This window comes from Pantoea sp. Ep11b (assembly GCF_040783975.1).
Classification (GTDB): domain Bacteria; phylum Pseudomonadota; class Gammaproteobacteria; order Enterobacterales; family Enterobacteriaceae; genus Pantoea.
In genome coordinates, this window is the sequence record NZ_CP160631.1 from 2,202,510 (window position 1) to 2,221,844 (window position 19,335).

Annotated in this window: 22 protein-coding genes; 6 read left to right on the forward strand and 16 right to left on the reverse strand. The window is 57.4% G+C overall.

Annotated features, from left to right (window positions below; translation table 11 throughout):
* Positions 1-70: 70 nt before the first annotated feature.
* The 4 genes from AB1748_RS10475 to AB1748_RS10490 all read right to left on the reverse strand — a co-directional run bounded on the left by AB1748_RS10475 (position 71) and on the right by AB1748_RS10490 (position 1,783).
* On the reverse strand, positions 71-343 hold the full coding sequence (locus AB1748_RS10475; protein ID WP_111141148.1) for a hypothetical protein: 273 nt from the start codon (positions 341-343) through the stop codon (positions 71-73).
* 403 nt (positions 344-746) lie between these two features.
* Entirely contained in the window at positions 747-977 is a 231-nt protein-coding gene (locus AB1748_RS10480; protein WP_003848985.1) for a YgdI/YgdR family lipoprotein, read from the reverse strand.
* Between the two features lie 15 nt (positions 978-992).
* Positions 993-1,226: a YgdI/YgdR family lipoprotein gene (locus tag AB1748_RS10485; RefSeq protein WP_111141161.1), complete on the reverse strand. Its 234-nt coding sequence runs from the start codon at positions 1,224-1,226 to the stop codon at positions 993-995.
* Between the two features lie 353 nt (positions 1,227-1,579).
* Positions 1,580-1,783, reverse strand: a complete 204-nt coding sequence (locus AB1748_RS10490) for a hypothetical protein (RefSeq protein ID WP_111141147.1) — start codon at positions 1,781-1,783, stop codon at positions 1,580-1,582.
* Between the two features lie 190 nt (positions 1,784-1,973).
* On the opposite strand from AB1748_RS10490, the gene AB1748_RS10495 reads away from it, so the two are divergent.
* The 4 genes from AB1748_RS10495 to pdxY all read left to right on the forward strand — a co-directional run bounded on the left by AB1748_RS10495 (position 1,974) and on the right by pdxY (position 5,300).
* Positions 1,974-2,288 (forward strand): MliC family protein, encoded by a 315-nt coding sequence (locus tag AB1748_RS10495; protein ID WP_111141146.1) that lies wholly within the window; start codon positions 1,974-1,976, stop codon positions 2,286-2,288.
* Positions 2,289-2,313: 25 nt separating this feature from the next.
* Positions 2,314-2,970, forward strand: a complete 657-nt coding sequence (pdxH, locus tag AB1748_RS10500; protein WP_111141145.1) for a pyridoxamine 5'-phosphate oxidase — start codon at positions 2,314-2,316, stop codon at positions 2,968-2,970.
* Between the two features lie 139 nt (positions 2,971-3,109).
* On the forward strand, positions 3,110-4,384 hold the full coding sequence (tyrS, locus tag AB1748_RS10505; RefSeq protein ID WP_111141144.1) for a tyrosine--tRNA ligase: 1,275 nt from the start codon (positions 3,110-3,112) through the stop codon (positions 4,382-4,384).
* A 55-nt stretch (positions 4,385-4,439) separates the two neighbouring features.
* On the forward strand, positions 4,440-5,300 hold the full coding sequence (pdxY, locus tag AB1748_RS10510) for a pyridoxal kinase PdxY (protein WP_111141143.1): 861 nt from the start codon (positions 4,440-4,442) through the stop codon (positions 5,298-5,300).
* Positions 5,301-5,332: 32 nt separating this feature from the next.
* Here pdxY and gstA read toward each other — a convergent pair whose 3' ends face one another.
* On the reverse strand, positions 5,333-5,938 hold the full coding sequence (gene gstA, locus AB1748_RS10515; RefSeq protein WP_111141141.1) for a glutathione transferase GstA: 606 nt from the start codon (positions 5,936-5,938) through the stop codon (positions 5,333-5,335).
* Positions 5,939-6,096: 158 nt separating this feature from the next.
* Positions 6,097-7,578, reverse strand: coding sequence for a dipeptide/tripeptide permease DtpA (gene dtpA / locus AB1748_RS10520; RefSeq protein WP_111141139.1), 1,482 nt, complete (start codon positions 7,576-7,578; stop codon positions 6,097-6,099).
* 675 nt (positions 7,579-8,253) lie between these two features.
* Here dtpA and AB1748_RS10525 point away from each other — a divergent pair.
* Positions 8,254-8,946 carry a CTP synthase gene (locus AB1748_RS10525; protein WP_293769920.1) on the forward strand — a complete coding sequence of 231 codons (693 nt, stop codon included), beginning with the start codon at positions 8,254-8,256 and terminating at the stop codon, positions 8,944-8,946.
* 80 nt (positions 8,947-9,026) lie between these two features.
* On the opposite strand, the gene AB1748_RS10530 is transcribed toward AB1748_RS10525, so the two are convergent.
* From AB1748_RS10530 to ydgT, 10 genes are all read right to left on the reverse strand, one after another.
* On the reverse strand, positions 9,027-9,743 hold the full coding sequence (locus AB1748_RS10530) for an HPP family protein (RefSeq protein ID WP_111141135.1): 717 nt from the start codon (positions 9,741-9,743) through the stop codon (positions 9,027-9,029).
* 188 nt (positions 9,744-9,931) lie between these two features.
* Positions 9,932-10,564: an endonuclease III gene (gene nth / locus AB1748_RS10535; RefSeq protein WP_111141133.1), complete on the reverse strand. Its 633-nt coding sequence runs from the start codon at positions 10,562-10,564 to the stop codon at positions 9,932-9,934.
* A complete protein-coding gene (locus tag AB1748_RS10540) occupies positions 10,561-11,265 on the reverse strand; it encodes an electron transport complex subunit E (RefSeq protein WP_111141131.1) in 705 nt (234 codons plus the stop codon). The genes nth and AB1748_RS10540 overlap by 4 nt, the downstream gene beginning before the upstream one ends.
* On the reverse strand, positions 11,258-11,890 hold the full coding sequence (gene rsxG / locus AB1748_RS10545; protein ID WP_111141129.1) for an electron transport complex subunit RsxG: 633 nt from the start codon (positions 11,888-11,890) through the stop codon (positions 11,258-11,260). The genes AB1748_RS10540 and rsxG overlap by 8 nt, the downstream gene beginning before the upstream one ends.
* A gap of 3 nt (positions 11,891-11,893) precedes the next feature.
* Positions 11,894-12,952, reverse strand: coding sequence for an electron transport complex subunit RsxD (rsxD, locus tag AB1748_RS10550; protein ID WP_111141127.1), 1,059 nt, complete (start codon positions 12,950-12,952; stop codon positions 11,894-11,896).
* On the reverse strand, positions 12,953-15,607 hold the full coding sequence (gene rsxC, locus AB1748_RS10555) for an electron transport complex subunit RsxC (protein WP_367395467.1): 2,655 nt from the start codon (positions 15,605-15,607) through the stop codon (positions 12,953-12,955). It lies immediately after the preceding gene.
* Positions 15,600-16,178, reverse strand: a complete 579-nt coding sequence (gene rsxB / locus AB1748_RS10560; RefSeq protein ID WP_111140494.1) for an electron transport complex subunit RsxB — start codon at positions 16,176-16,178, stop codon at positions 15,600-15,602. The genes rsxC and rsxB overlap by 8 nt, the downstream gene beginning before the upstream one ends.
* A complete protein-coding gene (rsxA, locus tag AB1748_RS10565; protein WP_111140493.1) occupies positions 16,178-16,759 on the reverse strand; it encodes an electron transport complex subunit RsxA in 582 nt (193 codons plus the stop codon). Before rsxA ends, rsxB begins: the two co-directional genes overlap by 1 nt.
* 123 nt (positions 16,760-16,882) lie before the next feature.
* The gene (locus AB1748_RS10570) at positions 16,883-17,326 is read right to left on the reverse strand and encodes a DUF2569 domain-containing protein (RefSeq protein WP_111140492.1); all 444 of its coding nucleotides are present in this window, start codon (positions 17,324-17,326) and stop codon (positions 16,883-16,885) included.
* Positions 17,327-17,436: 110 nt separating this feature from the next.
* Positions 17,437-17,652, reverse strand: coding sequence for a transcription modulator YdgT (gene ydgT / locus AB1748_RS10575; protein WP_111140496.1), 216 nt, complete (start codon positions 17,650-17,652; stop codon positions 17,437-17,439).
* Positions 17,653-18,338: 686 nt separating this feature from the next.
* Between ydgT and ytfQ the strand changes: the two genes are divergently transcribed.
* Positions 18,339-19,295, forward strand: a complete 957-nt coding sequence (gene ytfQ / locus AB1748_RS10580; RefSeq protein WP_111140491.1) for a galactofuranose ABC transporter, galactofuranose-binding protein YtfQ — start codon at positions 18,339-18,341, stop codon at positions 19,293-19,295.
* Positions 19,296-19,335 lie beyond the last annotated feature (40 nt).

The following is a 19,335-nucleotide window of genomic DNA, read 5'->3' on the forward strand; positions in this document are numbered from 1 at the left end:
AAACGTGACGCAGGCGCGTCAGAAGCCGGGCGAGCACCCGGATATCAACGGCTGCCTGACCCGCGAAACGTTAACGATAATCTTTGAGGAAGGCGGGTGCCTGACCGGTTTCGACCAGCCAGTTAAGTTCAGCACGGTCACGCGAAGAGGCTTCAACAAAACTTTTTAACCAGTTTCGTGCGTCGGCAATCTGCGCAACGCGCTCATCGCTCTGTTCGTTCTCCGCCATGACACCCAGCTGCCGAATCAGCGACGCCAGAGTAATTTCCTGCTCTTCAAAAGCCAGATTAATGGTGGCTTCCCCAAGAATAATATGGCCGACCTGTTTTTCGTGATAAATCATCTGCTACCTCCTGATTAAATAGCGATACGGATAGTTTAGTTAACGAAGCGCAGGACTAAAAGCCCTGTAAAATTGCGCAGGGAGAGCTGGAGAGCTGAAAAATAAAGGGAACCTTTAAGCGTAACGATAAACAGCTAATAGCACAGCATAAAATCAAACGCTGATTGGCTGGCTGACAAAAGCTGAACAATTATGCTGGTTAAAAAAAAGAAGGTAGCCTGAAATTCAGATAAGCAAAAAGTGGGGATTCTTTACTTTTGTCAAATTAAGCGCAGCAGGCGACAGAGACGCCGGATGAAAAGGGCGGCCTGATGAAATCTGCGCTGTGCGCGATTCGCCGCAATTGCAGGCAAAAATAAAGCCGCCCGAGGGCGGCTTTGTTCGTCAGACGACAGCAGCGTGTTTATTTGTGGGGAACTTCAGAAACGGCTTTAACATCTGCTTTATTAATCTGTTGCTTAACACCGTTGGCATCGGTGTAGGCCAGCAGGCCAGCATCAGACTCAGAAGGCTTGCCATCACTGATGATGGTCCGGCCATCATTGGTCTGAATCGCATAACTGGTACGGGTGCAGCCGGTTAATACGGTCATACCGATCAACGCGGCGAGAGGCAGAATCAGCGCTTTTTTCATCTTATTCACCTTATATTAGTTGTCGAGTTCACTCATATTACTAATCTCATTGCGATTAATTTGCTCGGTTTTTCCGGTCTGAGCATCGCGATAAGAAACCAGCCCCGTATCTGAATCAATCTGGGGTTTTCCATCAGTGACAATCGTGCGGCCGTCAGTGGTCTTAATCGATTGATTCGAGGCGCAACCCGCCAGCGTACCTAAAGAAAGAACCAGCAAAGCAATAGCTGACAGGGATTTCATTTTCATTTTTTTCAACTCCGTGAATTCTATCCAGACATTTACAGCATAGACGGCTTTATCGGGTTTGCTGATCCCGTCTCGCTTCGGTGGCGGTTTTTTAAACAAAAATAGTGTCTGCAGTGGAAATTAGCAGGCGTAACAAAAGAAAACCGCATTTATTGCAAACCTGTATGCGATTAACAAGGGCGCTGCGGGCAGGGCAGCGTGCCGGAATAGACGAAAGCGCAAAGATGGAAAATAAACCGATCGCCCCAAAGGCCTGTTCCGGCGGCGGGCTGGCGTCGCCGCCGGATAAGAGGCCGTCTCCGCACGGTCCGCAGGCTGCCCGGAAACGACGGGCGTCGGCCCGGGCAATCGCATCAGAGCAGAGAGTCTTCGCCCGCTCTGGCGGCCGCTTTTTCCGCTTTCATCGCGCTGACCGGGTCGGATGCGCTCAGCCAGCGGTCAAATTTCTGGTAGGTGTCGATAAAGGTTTTAAAGTAGCTGCTGGCGACAGTGGCATTCTCTTTATGGTTCATAAACGCCACGGCCAGCTTAAAGGCATCTTCGTTATCAAATTTCATCTCTCTTTCCCCTTGCTTAAGATGTATAGAGCGTAGCCTGAGAATAGTGGCTGTGCATTCGGACAACCACCTGAAAATGCGGAATAATTCATGCTGGCCGATCCCATCAGCCCGATTGGCGTCAATTCTCACTTACTTCGCGCTGAATCCTTCTTATAATGCCAGCTTCACTCGTGAAGGAGACCCGCTTATGTTGAAAGGATTAACTGTCGCTGCGGTGCTGCTGCTGTCGGGCTGTAGCCTGATGCACAAACAGCCACCGGCAGCACAGACCCTGCACTATCGCTGCGGAACGCTGCCGCTGACCGTGACGCTGGACGAGGCGAAGGAGGAGGTCCGTTTCATCATGGATGGCCAGCCGCTGACGCTGAAGCAGACGGTATCGGCTTCCGGCGCCCGCTATAGCGACGGCACCTATGTTTTCTGGTCCAAAGGTAACGGCGCGTTTATCGAACGTAACGATAAAGTTGTCGTCAATGATTGTGAGCTGCAACCCGCCAGCTGACTTTTTATCTGAATAGGCGAGCATTATGAGTGACAGCGAAACGCTACACACCATTGCCCATCTGCGGCGTGAATATACCCGCGGCGGACTGCGTCGTAAGGATCTGCCGGATAATCCTCTCGCGCTGTTTGAACAGTGGCTGGGCCAGGCCTGTGAGGCAAAACTGCCCGATCCTACTGCCATGACCGTGGCTACCGTGGATGAAACGGGGCAGCCCTGGCAGCGTATTGTGCTGCTGAAACATTTCGATGCCCAGGGCATGGTGTTTTACACCAACCTCGGCAGCCGCAAAGCGCTGCAGCTGGCACAGAACCCGCGCATCTGCCTGCACTTCCCCTGGCACTTTCTGGAGCGTCAGGTCATGGTGCTGGGCGAAGTGGAAAAACTGTCACCGCTGGAGGTGCTGAAATATTTCCACAGCCGTCCGCGCGACAGTCAGATCGGTGCCTGGGTGTCGAAGCAGTCGAGCCGGATTTCGGCGCGCGGGATCCTGGAAGGAAAATTCCTTGAGCTTAAACAGAAGTTCCAGCAGGGTGATGTGCCGCTGCCGAGCTTCTGGGGCGGCTACCGGGTGAAATTTCATACGATGGAGTTCTGGCAGGGCGGCGAACATCGCCTTCACGATCGCTTCATCTATCAGCGTGACCACGACGGCTGGACAATCGACCGTCTGGCACCCTGAATCTGCACGGTTTTCCCCTATCAGCGCTGGCACAGAGAGCGTCGGCGCTTTATGCTATAGCCCTCATTTTTTTGGTTCCGCAACTCAGCGGAAAGCTGTGTACCAGCATAGGTGCAGTCTGATCAATTTGGAGTCAGTAATGACCAGCAGTAACCTGATACAACAATTGCAGGAGAGGGGCCTTATCGCCCAGGTGACGGACGAAGACGCGTTAACAGAGAAACTGGCGCAGGGGCCAATTTCGCTCTATTGCGGCTTTGACCCCACTGCTGACAGCTTGCATTTGGGCCATCTGGTACCGCTGCTCTGCCTGAAGCGTTTTCAGGATGCCGGTCATAAGCCGGTGGCACTGGTCGGGGGCGCAACCGGCCTGATTGGCGACCCGAGCTTCAAAGCCGCAGAGCGTAAACTTAATACCAGCGAAACCGTTGGTGAATGGGTTGAAAAGATCCGCCAGCAGGTGGCCCCGTTCCTCGACTTCGATTGTGGCAGCAACAGCGCCATCGCCGCGAACAACTACGACTGGTTTGGCAGCATGAACGTGCTGACCTTCCTGCGTGATATCGGCAAGCACTTCTCCGTTAACCAGATGATCAATAAAGAAGCGGTGAAGCAGCGTCTGAACCGTGACGATCAGGGTATCTCCTTTACCGAGTTCTCCTACAATCTGCTGCAGGGTTATGACTTTGCCTGCCTGAACGAGCGCCACGGCGTTTCCCTGCAGATCGGCGGCTCTGACCAGTGGGGCAACATCACCTCCGGTATCGATCTGACCCGTCGTCTGCATCAGAACCAGGTCTTCGGCCTGACCGTTCCGCTGATCACCAAGTCTGACGGTACCAAATTTGGTAAAACCGAAGGCGGCGCAGTCTGGCTGGATGCGAAGAAAACCAGTCCGTACAAGTTTTATCAGTTCTGGATCAACACTGCCGACGCGGATGTCTATCGCTTCCTGAAATTCTTCACCTTTATGAGCATTGAAGAGATCAATGCGCTGGAAGAAGAGGACAAAAACAGCGGCACCGCGCCACGGGCTCAATATGTGCTGGCAGAGCAGGTAACGCGTCTGGTGCATGGCGAAGCGGGCCTGTCGGCGGCAAAACGTATCACGGCCAGCCTCTTCTCCGGCTCCGTCAGCGACATGACCGAAGCGGACTTCGAGCAGCTGGCGCAGGATGGTATGCCAACCATCGTGCTGAGTGCAGAAGACGATCTGCAGCAGGCGCTGGTGAAAGCCGAGCTGGTGCCATCCCGTGGTCAGGCGCGTACCATGATCGGCTCAAATGCCGTCTCTCTGAACGGTGAAAAGCAGTCTGATGCGGAGTACCGCTTCAGCGACAGCGACAAACTGTTCAACCGCTATACGCTGCTGCGTCGCGGCAAGAAACACTACTGCCTGATTAACTGGCAGTAAGCTTTCAGGGCCGGTTTCCGGCCCTTTTTTATGGCAAGGCAGACAGGGCAAACAAGTGAAAAATATTTTAGCGATTCAGTCGCATGTTGTTTTTGGTCATGCCGGTAACGCGGCGGCTGAGTTTCCGATGCGCCGCATGGGTGCCAACGTCTGGCCGCTGAATACCGTGCAGTTTTCCAACCATACGCAATATGGCCACTGGACCGGCACGGTAATGCCGGCAACGCATCTGACCGACATTGTGAAAGGCATTGCTGACATCGACCGCCTGAAGACCTGTGACGCGGTGCTGAGCGGTTATCTGGGCTCGGCGGAGCAGGGCGAACAGATTCTGCAGATTGTCCGCCAGGTGAAGGCAGCGAATCCCAACGCCTGGTACTTCTGCGATCCGGTTATGGGCCATCCCGAGAAAGGCTGCATTGTGGCACCAGGCGTGGCAGAGTTTCACTGCAAAATGGCGATGCCTGCCAGCGACATCATTGCGCCGAACCTGCTGGAACTGGAGATGCTGAGCGAACGCACCGTCACGGATGTTGACGCGGCGGTGGAGGCGGCACGGGCACTGATTGCCCAGGGGCCACGCGTCGTGCTGGTGAAGCACCTTGCGCGCGCCGGTCGCCGCAGCGATCGCTTTGAGATGCTGCTGGTGACGGCGGATGACGCCTGGCATATCAGCCGTCCGCTGGTCGATTTCGGTGTGCGTCAGCCGGTCGGCGTCGGCGATCTCACCAGCGGCCTGCTGCTGGTAAATCTGCTGCACGGCAAATCACTGCAGGATGCGCTGGAGCACGTTACGGCGGCGGTTTATGAGGTGATGCTGAAAACCCATCAGATGGGCGAGTATGAGCTGCAGCTGGTCGCGGCGCAGGATGCCATTGCCTCGCCGGTGCACCACTTCGCGGCAGAAAAACTGTAATGCATCAGGGCCGGTTAATCGGCCCTGTTCTCTCAGGCTAAACCTTCCGCTTTCAGCGCCGCCTGTACCGCAGGCCGTTCCGCCACGCGTTCAAACCACGCCTCCAGCGCCGTCAGGCCAGACAAATCCAGACCCAGCGCCTTTGCCCAGCGCGTCACGACAAACAGATAGGCATCCGCCACGCTGAAATGCAGCCCCATCAGCCACTGTCTGTCACGCAATGACTCATCCACATAGCGAAACTTCGCTTCCAGCTGGCTGCGGGTCTGCGCCTTCACCTCATCGGTGTAGCCGGGACGGAACAGCGGGCCGAAGCTTTTGTGCAGCTCGCTGCCGATGTAGCTGAGCCACGCCACGGTGTGATAGCGGGTCAGGCTGCCGACCGGCGCCAGCAGATGGCGATCGGGCTTGAGATCCGCCAGATACTGCACAATCGCCACGCCTTCGGTCAGCACGCTGCCGTCGCTGAACTGCAGCGCAGGCACCTGGCCTTTGGGATTGATCTGGCGAAAGTCATCGCCCTGTTCGGTAAGTTTAGTGGCCAGGTCGACGCTCACCTGGGTGAAGTCGAGCCCGCATTCGCGCATAACAATGTGGGGAGAGAGAGAGCAGGCTCCTGCTTTGCAAAACAGTTTCATGACCATGTACTCCTTGTTGCAATGGGATCACAGCATAGTAAAGACTCAGGCTGGAATTACCAGTGATAAGGATCAGGGATCTGCGCGGGGAGGCGTTCGGCCACAAAAAAGCCGGGCAGAGCCCGGCTGAGTCGTGACGTGGGGATCAGGGCTGTACGCTATTTTTTTGCGTCAGGGTCCTGAGTCATCCGGTTCAGCAGCGGTGCTGTAATCAGCATCAGCAGGGCAATAACCGCCGTAACGATACCAATCTGCTGGAACACACGGCTGTAGGTCGCCAGGGAGATCAGCGGATCGGTCACGTTCTCCGGCACCGCCATCAGGTTAGCCACTTTACCGGCAATCACCGCCGCGCCAGCGGTGGTCAGGAACCAGGAGCCCATGATAAAGCCCATCAGACGCTGGGGAACCAGCTGCGCCACCATCGCCAGGCCAAGACCCGAGATCATCAGCTCACCGATACTCTGCAGCGCATAGCTCAGGATCAGCCAGTTAACAGAAACGATACCGGCGTCGCTGGCAAATTTTGCCCCTACCGGCAGCACCAGGAAGGCACCGGAGCAGAGCACCATACCGAGGGCAAACTTATGTGGCATCGGCAGCTTATCGCCCAGCTTATTGTAGAGCGCCGCCAGCAGCGGACTGGCCAGCATGATCCAGAACGGGTTCAGCGCCTGGAACTGCTCGGGCGCAAACGTAATGCCGAAAATGGTGTGCTCAACGTTACGGATAGCAAAGAAGTTGAGTGAGGTTGGCATCTGCATATAGAGCACGAAGAACAGGATCGCTTCGACCATCAGCAGGAAGGCCACGATCATCTTCCGGCGCGCCGCGCCCTGCAGCGCAAAGGCTTCTTTAGCGAAGATCAGCAGGATGCCCAGCGCAATCACCGCCAGCACCAGACGTGCGATAGCCTGATGATGCAGCATCCAGTTTGCCAGGGCGATCAGCACGACCACGCCGACCAGGGTCATCAGCAGTTTGCCGACCTGCAGCGGAGCGAAGTCTGGCTTAGAGCCATAATCCTTTACCATGCGCTTGCAGAACAGGAAGTTAAACAGGGTGATGACCAGGCCGATGACGCAGAGTGAGAAGGCGACGCTGTAGCCATATTTTGCCGCCAGCCACGGTGTCAGCATCATCGAGAAGAGCGAACCGATGTTGATCGACATATAGAACATGGTGAAGGCACCGTCGATACGCGGGTCATCTTTTTCGTAGCAGGTGGAGAGCAGCGAAGAGGGGTTCGCCTTGAACAGACCGCTGCCTACGGCGATCGTCGCCATACCTATGTAGACAATGCTGACGTTATGGCCGGAGAAGGCCACCAGCGCATACCCCAGCGCCAGAACCAGCACACCCAGCACGATCACGCGCTTGGTGCCCAGCACCTTATCGCCCAGCCAGCCGCCGATGGCGACCAGCCCATAGACCAGCGCACTGAATGAAGAGAAGAGGGTGATTGAGTCTGATTCAGACAATCCCAGCTGCTTCACCAGGTAAACCGCCATGATGGCCTGCAGGCCATAGAAGCCAAAACGTTCCCATAACTCAATCGAGAAGATTAAGTAAAACGCCTTTGGCTGTTTAAACGCATTGAGACTGACAGCCTCATCAGTGTGTTTGTTTGCAGTTGACACATGTACCTCAGTTTTTTCATACCCTGTTTCGGGACAGCAATTAAGTCCGCGTCATGTGAGTTTTCCACGCGCAGAATTGTTATTAGAAGGGAAAAGGGGCGACTAATTTGGCTGATTACGGGCGACAGGGCAAGAATTTTCTGACAACCACGCTGAGCTGATAATGTAGCGTTAAAAACCGTGGAATAAGCTGTTGATTAGATTTTAATTTTGATGAGCAGGGGCAGGTCAGTGCGATCTGACTAAATCCTGGCGCGGTGCTGGATGAAATTGATATTAACTGCTAACAGAATGATTTGTGGATGAATCGTTCACAGGAACGAGAATCGCCAGCACAGACGGTCAGTCGCAGCCCTTTTTTCCCGCGATTTGAATAAACAGTAACCGTTATGCGGCCCGGGTTGCGGAAAAAATGCACGATGCGCGATCGATCCCACACTCTGAGGATTTAATTCAGCACGCAAAACAAGAAACCGATTGCGTCACGCCGGTTGGGCAGAAAACCGCGTAATTGACGCGCAGACGGTAAATTGTCCAGGCAGCAACCGAATCTGCGGGCAGCCGACGCTGCAGAACCCTCCGCCGCTTTGCCAGCGCACAGGCGAGAAACAGGCAATTAATGACAAAAGATTAACATTCCTGTAACCTTCTGCTTTCCCTGAAAAGGATCTGCCCATGTCATTCCTGCGTCTCTTTCTGGTGGGAGACTACCGCGCCAGCGCGGTTGCTCATCAGGCCATCCCCCCTGCAATCGAACTTGCTGCCCGCAGCCTGAATATCAACGCTGAAACCACCTGGGTCGCCACCGAACGACTCGATGAGACCGACCTGACAGCGTGCGACGCGCTCTGGGTGGTGCCGGGCAGTCCCTGGCACAATGACAGCGGCGTCTATGATGCTATCCGCTGGGCGCGGGAGAGCGGTAAGCCTTTCCTGGGCTCCTGTGGCGGGTTTCAGTATGCGGTGATCGAATATGCCCGTAATGTTCTGGGCTGGCAGGATGCCAGCCATGCCGAAACCGACACCGGCGGACGCAGCGTCATCGCGCCGTTGAGCTGTTCGCTGATGGAGCAGCGCGGTGCGGTCAGATTCGAGCCGGGCTCACGTATCGCCACTGCCTACGGCGCGCTGGAGAGCAATGAGGGCTATCACTGCAACTTTGGCGTTAACCCGGCGTTCAGCGCGGCGCTGGGCGAGAAAACGCTGCGAACAACGGCCTGGGATGAAGCGGGTGACGTCCGCGGCGTGGAGTTGCTGGATCATCCCTATTTTGTGGCAACGCTGTTCCAGTCGGAACGGGCGGCGCTGCAGCAAAAACTTTCACCGCTGGTGGTGGCCTGGATGCAGGCCGCGCTGGCGCAGCACTAAGGGCGGGGTATCGTATTAAGTGACACCGTCACATGATGGCGATGCGTCACAGAACGGCTGACAGCCTGTCAGCCGCTTCTTCAGCCGAACTGACGGCGCTGGGCAATCTCTTCCGCACGCAGCAGCAGCGCCTGCAAATCATCTTCATCAATATCCAGCAGTTCACCGCCCTGCAGCGCCTGATGCAGATCGTCTCGCGTCAGCGGAACCGGCATCGCGACCGGCTCTGGCTTCACCTCTTCGGGCGCCAGCGGATGCGGATAGCGACGGCCTGCCAGATTGTTAAACAGCAGCGCCAGCAGCGCCAGGATCAGGGAGTTGAGCAGAACAGGCGTCAGCACAAAGTGATAGCCCAGTTGCTGCACCGAGGGGCCGCCCAGGATGGCGGTCAGTGCCACCGCGCCACCGGGCGGATGCAGACAGCGAAGCTGAAACATCAGAAGTATGGCGACGCAGGCCGCGACGCCGCAGGCGATGGCGGGATCGGGAATGAGCTGACAGACGACAACGCCTGTCAGCGCAGAGAGGCTGTTACCGCCGACGATTGCCCACGGCTGCGCCAGCGGGCTGGCCGGTACACCAAACAGCAGCACGGCCGAAGCGCCAACCGGCGCGACAAACCACAGGTTCAGTTCGCCCAGCATCCAGTGGCTCAGCAGGCTGGTGAGCATGAGTCCTGTACCGGCGCCCAGTCCGGCGATAACGATATGCTTTTTACTCACCGCCAGCGGATGCGGCCAGAGTCGCGCCAGAAACAGGCGCAGTGCGTGCTTCCCGGCAGAGGGGCGTGTATTCATGACATTACTCACTGTGGCATAACTTTTTCTTATGATCAGGGGCGGCGATTTTCCATCATCAACACGCAGGTAACAACCCGATAAACTGTGTTGTCTTTCAGACTGGGGTGACACCGGGGCGAACCGGCAGGGGCAGAGGCGGGGCAGAAAAGCAAAAACCCGCCGAAGCGGGTCAGGAAGCGGTGCAGTTACTCGGTTTTCTCAGGATACTCGCAGAGATCTTCAATCAGGCATGAGCCACAGCGGGGCTTACGCGCCACACAGGTGTAGCGACCGTGCAGGATCAGCCAGTGGTGACAGTCGACCTTGTAAGCCGCAGGCACCACCTTCAGCAGTTTCTGCTCCACCTCTTCGACATTTCTGCCCGGCGCAAACTTCGTCCGGTTACTGACCCGGAAGATATGGGTATCGACGGCAATCGTCGGCCAGCCAAAGGCGGTATTGAGCACCACGTTAGCGGTCTTGCGGCCCACGCCCGGCAGGGCCTCCAGCGCGGCGCGATCTTCCGGCACCTCACCGTTGTGCTGCTCAAGCAGGATGCGGCAGGTTTTGATGACATTCTCCGCTTTGCTGTTAAACAGGCCGATGGTTTTGATATAGGACTTAACGCCCTCCACGCCCAGCGCCAGCATCGCGGCGGGGGTATTCGCCACCGGATAGAGTTTCGCGGTGGCCTTGTTGACGCTGACATCGGTTGCCTGCGCCGAAAGCAGCACCGCGATCAGCAACTCAAAAGGTGAGCTGAAAGAGAGCTCGGTGGTCGGATGCGGGTTGTTCTGCTGCAGCCGGCGAAGGATCTCAGTGCGTTTGGTCTGATTCACACGGCTTTCCCGACGGCGTTCTGTGGCGCAGTGCTGTCAGTCGTCTGAGCACGCAGGGCGGCACGCTGTTTCATCTTCTGATCGATCAGGTATTTACCCGCCAGCATCATGCCGAGTCCGATAAAAGCCCCCGGCGGCAGCATGGCCAGCAGCATCGGCGAATCGAAATGCACCACTTCGATACGCAGCGATTTCGCCCACGGGCCAAGCAGCTGATCGGCCCCGTTAAACAGGGTGCCGCTGCCGATAATCTCACGCAGCGAGCCAAGCACCACCATGGCGCAGGTCGCGCCCATTCCGATGGCGAAGCCATCCAGCGCCGCCAGCGGAATCGAGCTTTTCGAGGCGACGGCTTCCGCGCGGCCCACCACGATACAGTTGGTGACGATCAGCGGGATAAAGATCCCCAGCGACTGATAGAGACCGTAGGCGTAAGCGTTGATCAGCATCTGTACGCAGCTCACCACCGAGGCGATGATCATCACGTAGATCGGGATACGGATTTCCGAGGGCACCCAGCGCCGGGAAGCGGAGATAAAACTGTTGGTCAGGGTCAGCACCAGCGTGGTCGCCAGGCCTAAACCCAATGCGTTGGTGGCAGTGGCGGTGACCGCCAGCAGCGGGCAGAGGCCCAGTAACTGCACCAGCGCAGAGTTATTTTTCCACAATCCGCCCACCAGCAGACTTTTTGCTTCACTCATTTGCATCTCCACAGGCCGGTAACGAAGAGAGTCTCTCCGGGAGGGTTTTCATCAACAGCGCGGTGCGTTTCGTCGCATTGACCACCGCGCGTGGGGTAATAGTAGCACCGGTAAACTGGTCAAATTCGCCACCATCTTTTTTAACGGCAAAAGCCTTGTCTGCCGGGCCCTGAACCACTTTTCCGTTGAAACTGTTGATCCAGTCGGAGATGCGCAATTCGATCTTGTCACCCAGGCCCGGTGTTTCATGGTGCTCGATGACCCGCACGCCCAGCACTTTACCCTGAAAATCGGCGCCGACCAGCATCTGTATCGCACCCGAATAGCCGTCGGGTGCGGTCGTCTCCAGCGCCGCTGCGACCGGCTGGTTGCCTTTACGCGCCACGAAAAGATGGTGCGGGGCGCCGTTACCCAGTGCACTATCCGTGACAACGTAACAATCCTGCTGAATGTTGTTATCATACATATCGGTGGGCACGACCTGATCCAGCAGGTTTTTTTGCTGCAGCAGAGTCTGATGTTCCACGGTCGGTTTCGTCACCGTGTTCACCACGGCGGTGGCGGCAGTGGTGATCGCCGCGAAAACCGCCAGCGTTACCCCATTTTTACGGATCGTCTCCAGCATCGCTTAATCCTTCTGATGGCCGTAAACGCGCGGCTGGGTGTAGTAGTCAATCAGCGGCACGCAGATGTTTGCCAGCAGCACGGCAAAGGCGACGCCATCGGGATAGCCGCCAAAGCTGCGGATCAGCCAGACCAGCAGGCCAATCAGCGCGCCATAGAGCAGACGCCCGCGATTCGTGGTCGAGGCGGTCACCGGATCGGTGGCGATGAAGAACGCCCCCAGCATGGTTGCGCCTGAGAAAAGGTGAATCAGCGGGCTGTTGAGCGAGCCGGGAGAGAAGAGCCAGCCCAGCACGGCACAGCAGGCCAGCGACAGCAGCATAGCCACAGGAATATGCCAGCGAATCGCCTTTTTCCACAGCAGGAACAGGCCGCCAGCCAGATAGCCCACGTTGACCCACTGCCAGCCCAGACCTGCCAGCACACCGCTGTAGATCGGCTGCGCCAGCAGATGCCCGGCGCTGTGTCCGGCGCGCAGGCCGGTTTTAAAGGTATCAAGCGGCGTGGCCTGGCTGACGCCATCGACGCCCAGCTGCAGCTGCTGCATGGTGTCACCCGCCAGCGTGTGGCCGTGGAACACCATGCTCAGCGTATCCATCAGGCTGGGCCGGATGGCCTGCAGTGAGTCAGGCGGGAGCCAGCTGGTCATCTGCACCGGAAAGGAGATCAACAGCACCACATAGCCGACCATCGCCGGATTAAACGGGTTCTGGCCGAGTCCGCCATAGAGCTGTTTCGCAATCACCACCGCAAACAGGGTACCGACGACGACCAGCCACCAGGGGGCCAGCGGCGGCAGGCTGATCCCGATCAGGACGGCCGTCAGCAGGGCCGAATTGTCCGCCAGCGCAGAGGCAACGGGTGCTTTGCGCAGTCGCAGAATGGCCGCTTCTGTCAGCCAGGCGGTCAGCGTTGCCAGGATGACCTGGATAAAGGTGCCGTAGCCAAAGAAATAACACTGTGCAGCGAAACCCGGCACCGCAGCCAATACCACCAGCAGCATGATATTGCCGGTGCTGCGGCGGTTATGGGTATAGGGAGAACTTGCGATACGAAAAGCCATTTAATCCTCAAGCGTCGTAGACGACTGCGCTTTACGCGCTTTGGCACGGGCGATGGCGGCAGCAATTGCAGCTTTACGCGCATCGTCGGGTTGATTCAGTTCAGGTGCCTGTTCCGGTTCAGCATTCGCGTTGTTGGCCTGCTCCTGAGCCTGTTCTGCGTTTTCCACCGCAAAATGCGCGGCGGTCGCCAGGGCTGCGGCATCGCGTGAGGCGGCATCCGCGTCACTTTCCGCCTGCGCAGCCTTTTTCGCTCTGGCACGGGCGATAGCGGCTTCAATGGCGGCCTTACGCGGGTCGGGAGCGGCATCCGGTGCGGAAGTGCTGTCAACGGCTGGTGCGGCATCAGCGCCTTCCGCCTGCGCAGCTTTCTTCGCTCTGGCGCGGGCGATAGCGGCTTCGACGGCGGCCTTACGCGGATCGGCAGCGTCATCCGGTGCAGCAGTGCTGTCAGCGGCCGGAGCCGCCTCAGCGCCTTCCGCCTGCGCAGCCTTCTTCGCTCTGGCGCGGGCGATAGCGGCTTCGACGGCGGCCTTACGCGGATCGGCAGCGGCTTCCGGTGCAGCAGTGCTGTCAGCGGCTGGTGTAGCCTCAGCGCCCTCGGCCTGCGCAGCCTTCTTCGCTTTCGCGCGGGCGATGGCGGCTTCGACGGCGGCTTTACGCGGATCGGCAGCGGCTTCCGGTGCAGCAGTGCTGTCAGCGGCCGGAGCCGCCTCAGCGCCCTCGGCCTGCGCAGCCTTCTTCGCTTTCGCGCGGGCGATGGCGGCTTCGACGGCGGCCTTACGCGGATCGGCAGCGGCTTCCGGTGCAGCAGTGCTGTCAGCGGCTGGTGTAGCCTCAGCGCCTTCCGCCTGCGCAGCCTTCTTCGCTTTCGCGCGGGCGATGGCGGCTTCGACGGCGGCTTTACGCGGATCGGCAGCGGTATCCGGTGCTGTCGCCGCATCCGGCACGGCTTCTGCCGGCTTCTCTGCCGTTTTTTTCGCTTTTGCGCGGGCAATAGCGGCTTCAACGGCGGCCTTACGCGGATCGACCGACTGACGGGTCACCGGCTGGGTTTCAGCCTGCGCCTCTGCCTGACGCAGACGCGCCTGGGCATGACGAGCCTCGCGCTGCGCTTCCAGCGTGGCTTCATCCGGCTCGGTCACCTGACGGGCTTTCACCCGCGCTTTTGCAGCAGCCAGTTCACCGTTGTCGGCACGGGCAACCCGCTGTTTCGCCTCTTCATGACGCGCTTCGCGCGCCTGTTTTTCGCGCTCCAGTCGTGCCTGACGGGCTTCAAAGCGTGCTTTCGCTTCCAGCGTACGTTTCGCTTCCAGGTCGATGGCGCGCAGTTCGGCCTTTTCCTGACGGTAATACTGTACCAGCGGAATGTTACTCGGGCAGACATAGGCGCAGGCACCACATTCGATGCAGTCATCGATATGGTGCGCACGGGCTTTATCGTGATCGCCGCCCTGGCTGTACCAGTAGAGCTGCTGTGGCAGCAGTTTGGCCGGGCAGGCGTCCGCACAGGCCGAACAGCGGATGCAGGACTGCTCTTCGTCGTTGTTCCCCATCTCCGTGGCGGATGGGGCAAGGATACAGTTGGTGATCTTCACCACCGGCACATCCAGCGACGGCAGGGTAAAGCCCATCAGCGGGCCGCCCATGATCACCATCTGACGGGGTGCCGGGGTAAAACCGACATGGTGCAGCAGATGACTGATCGGTGTGCCCAGTCGGCTCCAGACGTTCCGCGGCTGGGCGATCGCCTCGCCGGTCAGCGTCACCACGCGTTCGGTGATGGGTTCGCCGTTGACGATCGCGCGCTTGACGGCCCAGGCCGTGCCGACGTTCTGCATCAGCACGCCGATATCGGTCGAGCGCCCGCCGTGCGGCACTTCTTTGCCGGTCAGGATGCGGGTCAGCTGTTTGGCACCACCGGAGGGATATTTGGTCGGAATGACCCGAATCTGCAGGTCGCGATCGCTGCCCAGCGCCTGCTTCAGCGCGGCGATCGCTTCCGGTTTATTATCCTCAATGCCGATTAACACCCGCTCAGCCTGCAGGACCCAGGCAAGAATGCGGCTGCCCTCCAGCACCTCAGCCGCGTAATCCTGCATCAGGCGATCGTCAGCGGTGATATAGGGTTCGCACTCCGCTGCGTTGATAATCAGTGTGTTAACGCCGCGCAGGCCGCCTTTCAGCTTAGTGGCAGTCGGGAAGCCCGCACCGCCCAGGCCCGCCACGCCCGCATCGTGAATACGCTGCACGATGTCGGCGCGCGGATGCTGCCGGTAATCAGGCAGGGGATCGAGCGGCATCCAGCGATCCTCGCCATCGGGCGTCAGGAAAACGCAGAGTTCTGACAGACCTGAGGGATGAGCGGTCATATGCTGACCGATCGCCTCAATGACGCCGGACGTGGGCGCATGGACGGGCAGCATACGGCCTGTGCCAAAGGTCAGCGGCTGGCCGCGCAGCACCCTGTCGCCGGGAGCCACACAGATCTCGCCTTCGTGTCCGATATGCTGTTTAAGTGGAATAATAAAACGGTGCGGCAGAGGCAGTTCGCTGAGCGGCGTTCCGTTAGACTGGGTTTTCATTTCGGGCGGATGAATGCCGCCCTCAAAATCCCAGACCTTCTCTTTTTTCAGGAAGTTAAACAGATTAAGCATGAGTTTCTACCGGGATCACCCGTACAGGAATGGTATTCAAATCCCACTTCCAGTTGGCTGGCGTGGTGGCAACCGGACGCATTTCAATACAGTCGGTCGGGCAGGGGGCAACGCAGAGATCGCAGCCAGTGCAGACGTCGCTCAGCACGGTGTGCATGGCGCGGGTAGCGCCGACAATCGCATCCACCGGGCAGGCCTGAATACATTTGGTGCAGCCGATACAGTTGGCTTCGTCGATAAAGGCCACGGTGCGTACCGGCTCTTTCGCTGCCTCATCGCCGTCAATCGGCTGCGGCTCAACGTTGAGCAGCGCAGCCAGCTTGAGCATGGTCTGCTCTCCGCCTGGCGCGCATTTATTGATCGCCTCACCGTTGTTGCCTACGGCATCCGCATAGGGGCGGCAGCCCGGATAGCCGCACTGGCCGCACTGGCTTTGCGGCAGAATGGCATCAATCTGCTCGACGATAGGATCTTCTTCCACCTCGAAGCGGCGTGAGGCGTAACCCAGCAGGGCACCGAACACCAGGCTCAGCGCACTTAATACGGCAACAGCAATCCAGATCGCGGTCATCAGAATTTCACCAGCCCGCTGAAGCCCATAAACGCCAGCGCCATCAGACCAGCAGTAATCAGGGCGATGGAGTTGCCTTTAAACGGCGCGGGCACATTGGCCAGTACCAGACGCTCGCGCATACCGGCGAACAGCACCATCACCAGCGAAAAGCCAATGGAGGCACTAAAACCATAGAGGGCCGCCTGGAGGAACGTGTGGTTCAGGTTAACGCTCAGCAGGGGCACGCCCAGCACCGCACAGTTGGTGGTGATCAGCGGCAGAAAGATACCCAGCAGGCGATAGAGCGACGGGCTGGTTTTACGCACCACCATCTCAGTAAACTGCACGACGACGGCGATGACCAGGATATAGGCCATGGTGCGCAGATAGACCAGGTCCAGTGGCAGCAGGATCAGATGATTGACCAGCCAGGCACAGATGGAGGCCAGCGTAATCACAAATGTCGTGGCGAGGCCCATGCCAATCGCCGTTTCCAGTTTTTTGGAAACGCCCATAAAAGGACACAGGCCGAGAAACTTCACTAATACGAAGTTATTCACCAGCACAGTGCCTATAAAGAGAAGCAGATAATCGGTCATTTTTTCGCCTGGGAGCCAGAAAGCGGCTTATTATCGTGGATAGCGCGGCGTATCTCAACACCCGCGCCCTCCGCAGAGCGGCAGACCGCACTCAGAATTAAATTCCTGACATAACTCACGGCGTTAGGGCGCAATAAAGGTCGCTTTTACCCTTACAGAACGCCTGAAATAGGGCGCAAACACCGCCGCGGCGAGCAGTGACAGCAGCAATGTCTGGAGGGCGCGGCCATCGGCCACCGGCGTAAAGGCAAAGGTTTTCAGCGCCAGCAGGACGGTAATCAGCAGCCAGAGCAGATAGTGGCGCGGCAGACGACGCGAGCGTTTGAAGAACAGCCAGCTGATCCAGAGGCTGTACGCCCAGACGGCGACGGCGGTGAGCAGAGAAATGGCCCAGTAAGAGAGCAGCGTGCTGCCGTGGGAAAAGAGCGCCACACGCCATTCTGGGTTAAACAGGGGGGTCAGATACATCGCCAGCACCAGAACGGTGGTTAACAGGGTCATTATCAGCCAGGCCAGCGGCAGCAGAAGCAAGCCACCAATACGCGGCGCAGCAACCTGTTCAGTCATCGTAGTTATTCCTGTCTCGGAGAGTCGAAGCGCAGCAGAATAACATGTTCAGAGAGGCGCGCCCATCCGGACAGGAACAGAGGGTAAAACAGCGAAAAATCAGCCAGTAATCACACCACGTAGCGCCACACCGTTTTTGGGACACAGCCCAGATCGTACAACCGTCCGCCTGAGGCAAGTTCAGCGCGTCGATGATCCGCAGCCCGGTACATATTAATGATGTCCATATCATTCGTCAGGGAGTAGTTCAGGTGATCAAAAAGTTTTTCCAGACTGTCTGAATTATTTACTTTGCGAAATTTAAGCAGGTAATCGTGCGCAGTCATCATTGCCATAACAGATAGAAGTAACAAAGGAGCGCTCAGTATAGGGGGCAGGCTTAAGCTGTCCAGATCGCAGGCGTGAAAAAAGGTGAAAATCAGATAAAAGCACTTTATTCGTCAGCAAACGGCGCTATCCGGCGGTTTTATCTGGCTGGAGGGCGTTGAGCCGTTGTCTGAACCTGAGGCTGTAAAAAATGATCGGGAAGCATATCAGATAAACGAAGCGATAAAATGTGATGTAAAATACTCTTTTTGATTATTTCACACTCTTCCGTAAATCAGCGCCCGCTTTTTTACTTTTTAAGGCCGGAACAAAAGGTCTGACAATCGCTGTCGTCAGAGAAACGTTTCGCGCCAGAGGCGGGTCTGACGGGTAGTGTGCGGCCAGTCACAAAACCCATTTTTTGTTAACGACCCGCGGCGTAACTCATTTTGTACGCCTCTCTGTAATCGTTTCCAGAGGGTGGAAGCATAAGCGCCTCTGTTTATTACAATTATTTAACGGCCATGCTGGCGATATTCAGCCGTTTTATCCATAGCTATCTCCTCAGCGAAGCCGTCCATCTGCACGTAACTCCTTTAAATTGCTCTGTTTTGTGAAGTGTGTCGCCATTATGCACCCTTTTTTAGTCCAGTCTAAGCAGGCTCTCTACCCTAAACAGCAATCGCCTTTCAGAGGATAAAAAACTATGTGGAAACGTTTACTTCTGACCACGCTGGTCAGCGCTGCGTTAACCGGCCCGGTGCTCGCTGCAGATATGACGGTGGGCTTCTCGCAGGTGGGTTCTGAATCTGGCTGGCGCTCGGCGGAAACCAACGTCGCGAAAAGCGAAGCCAAAAAACGGGGCATTACCCTGAAAATCGCCGATGGTCAGCAGAAACAGGAGAACCAGATCAAGGCTGTCCGCTCCTTTATCGCCCAGGGCGTGGATGCCATTTTTATCGCTCCGGTGGTGCAGACCGGCTGGGAACCAGTTCTGGAAGAAGCTAAAGATGCCAAAATCCCGGTCTACCTGCTGGACCGCGCGATTGTAGTGAAAGACAAATCGCTCTACCAGGCGGTGGTCACGGCGGACAACGTCCTGGAAGGCAAGCTGATCGGCGACTGGCTGGTCAAAACGGTGGGCGACAAGCAGTGTAACGTGGTGGAACTGCAGGGCACCGTGGGTGCCAGCGTAGCCATCGATCGTAAGAAGGGCTTTGCGGAAGCCATCAGCAACCACCCGAATATCAAAGTGATCCGTTCGCAGTCGGGTGACTTTACCCGCAGTAAGGGTAAAGAGGTGATGGAGAGCTTTATCAAGGCCGAGAACAACGGCAAAAACATCTGCATGGTTTACGCGCACAACGATGATATGGCGATCGGTGCCATTCAGGCGATTAAAGAAGCGGGCCTGAAACCAGGCAAGGATATTCTGACCGGCTCAATTGATGGGGTGCCGGATATCTATAAAGCGATGCTGGCCGGTGAGGCTAACGCCAACGTGGAGCTGACGCCGAATATGGCAGGTCCAGCATTTGATGCGCTGGAGAAGTTTAAGAAGGATGGCACGCTGCCGCCTAAAGTGATCAAGACCGAATCGAAGCTGTTCCTGCCTGCTGACGCGCAGAAGGAGCTGGAAACCAAAAAAGGCATGGGTTACTGATTCACCCGCAGCCTCAGACCAGCCGCAGACCGCCCTATGG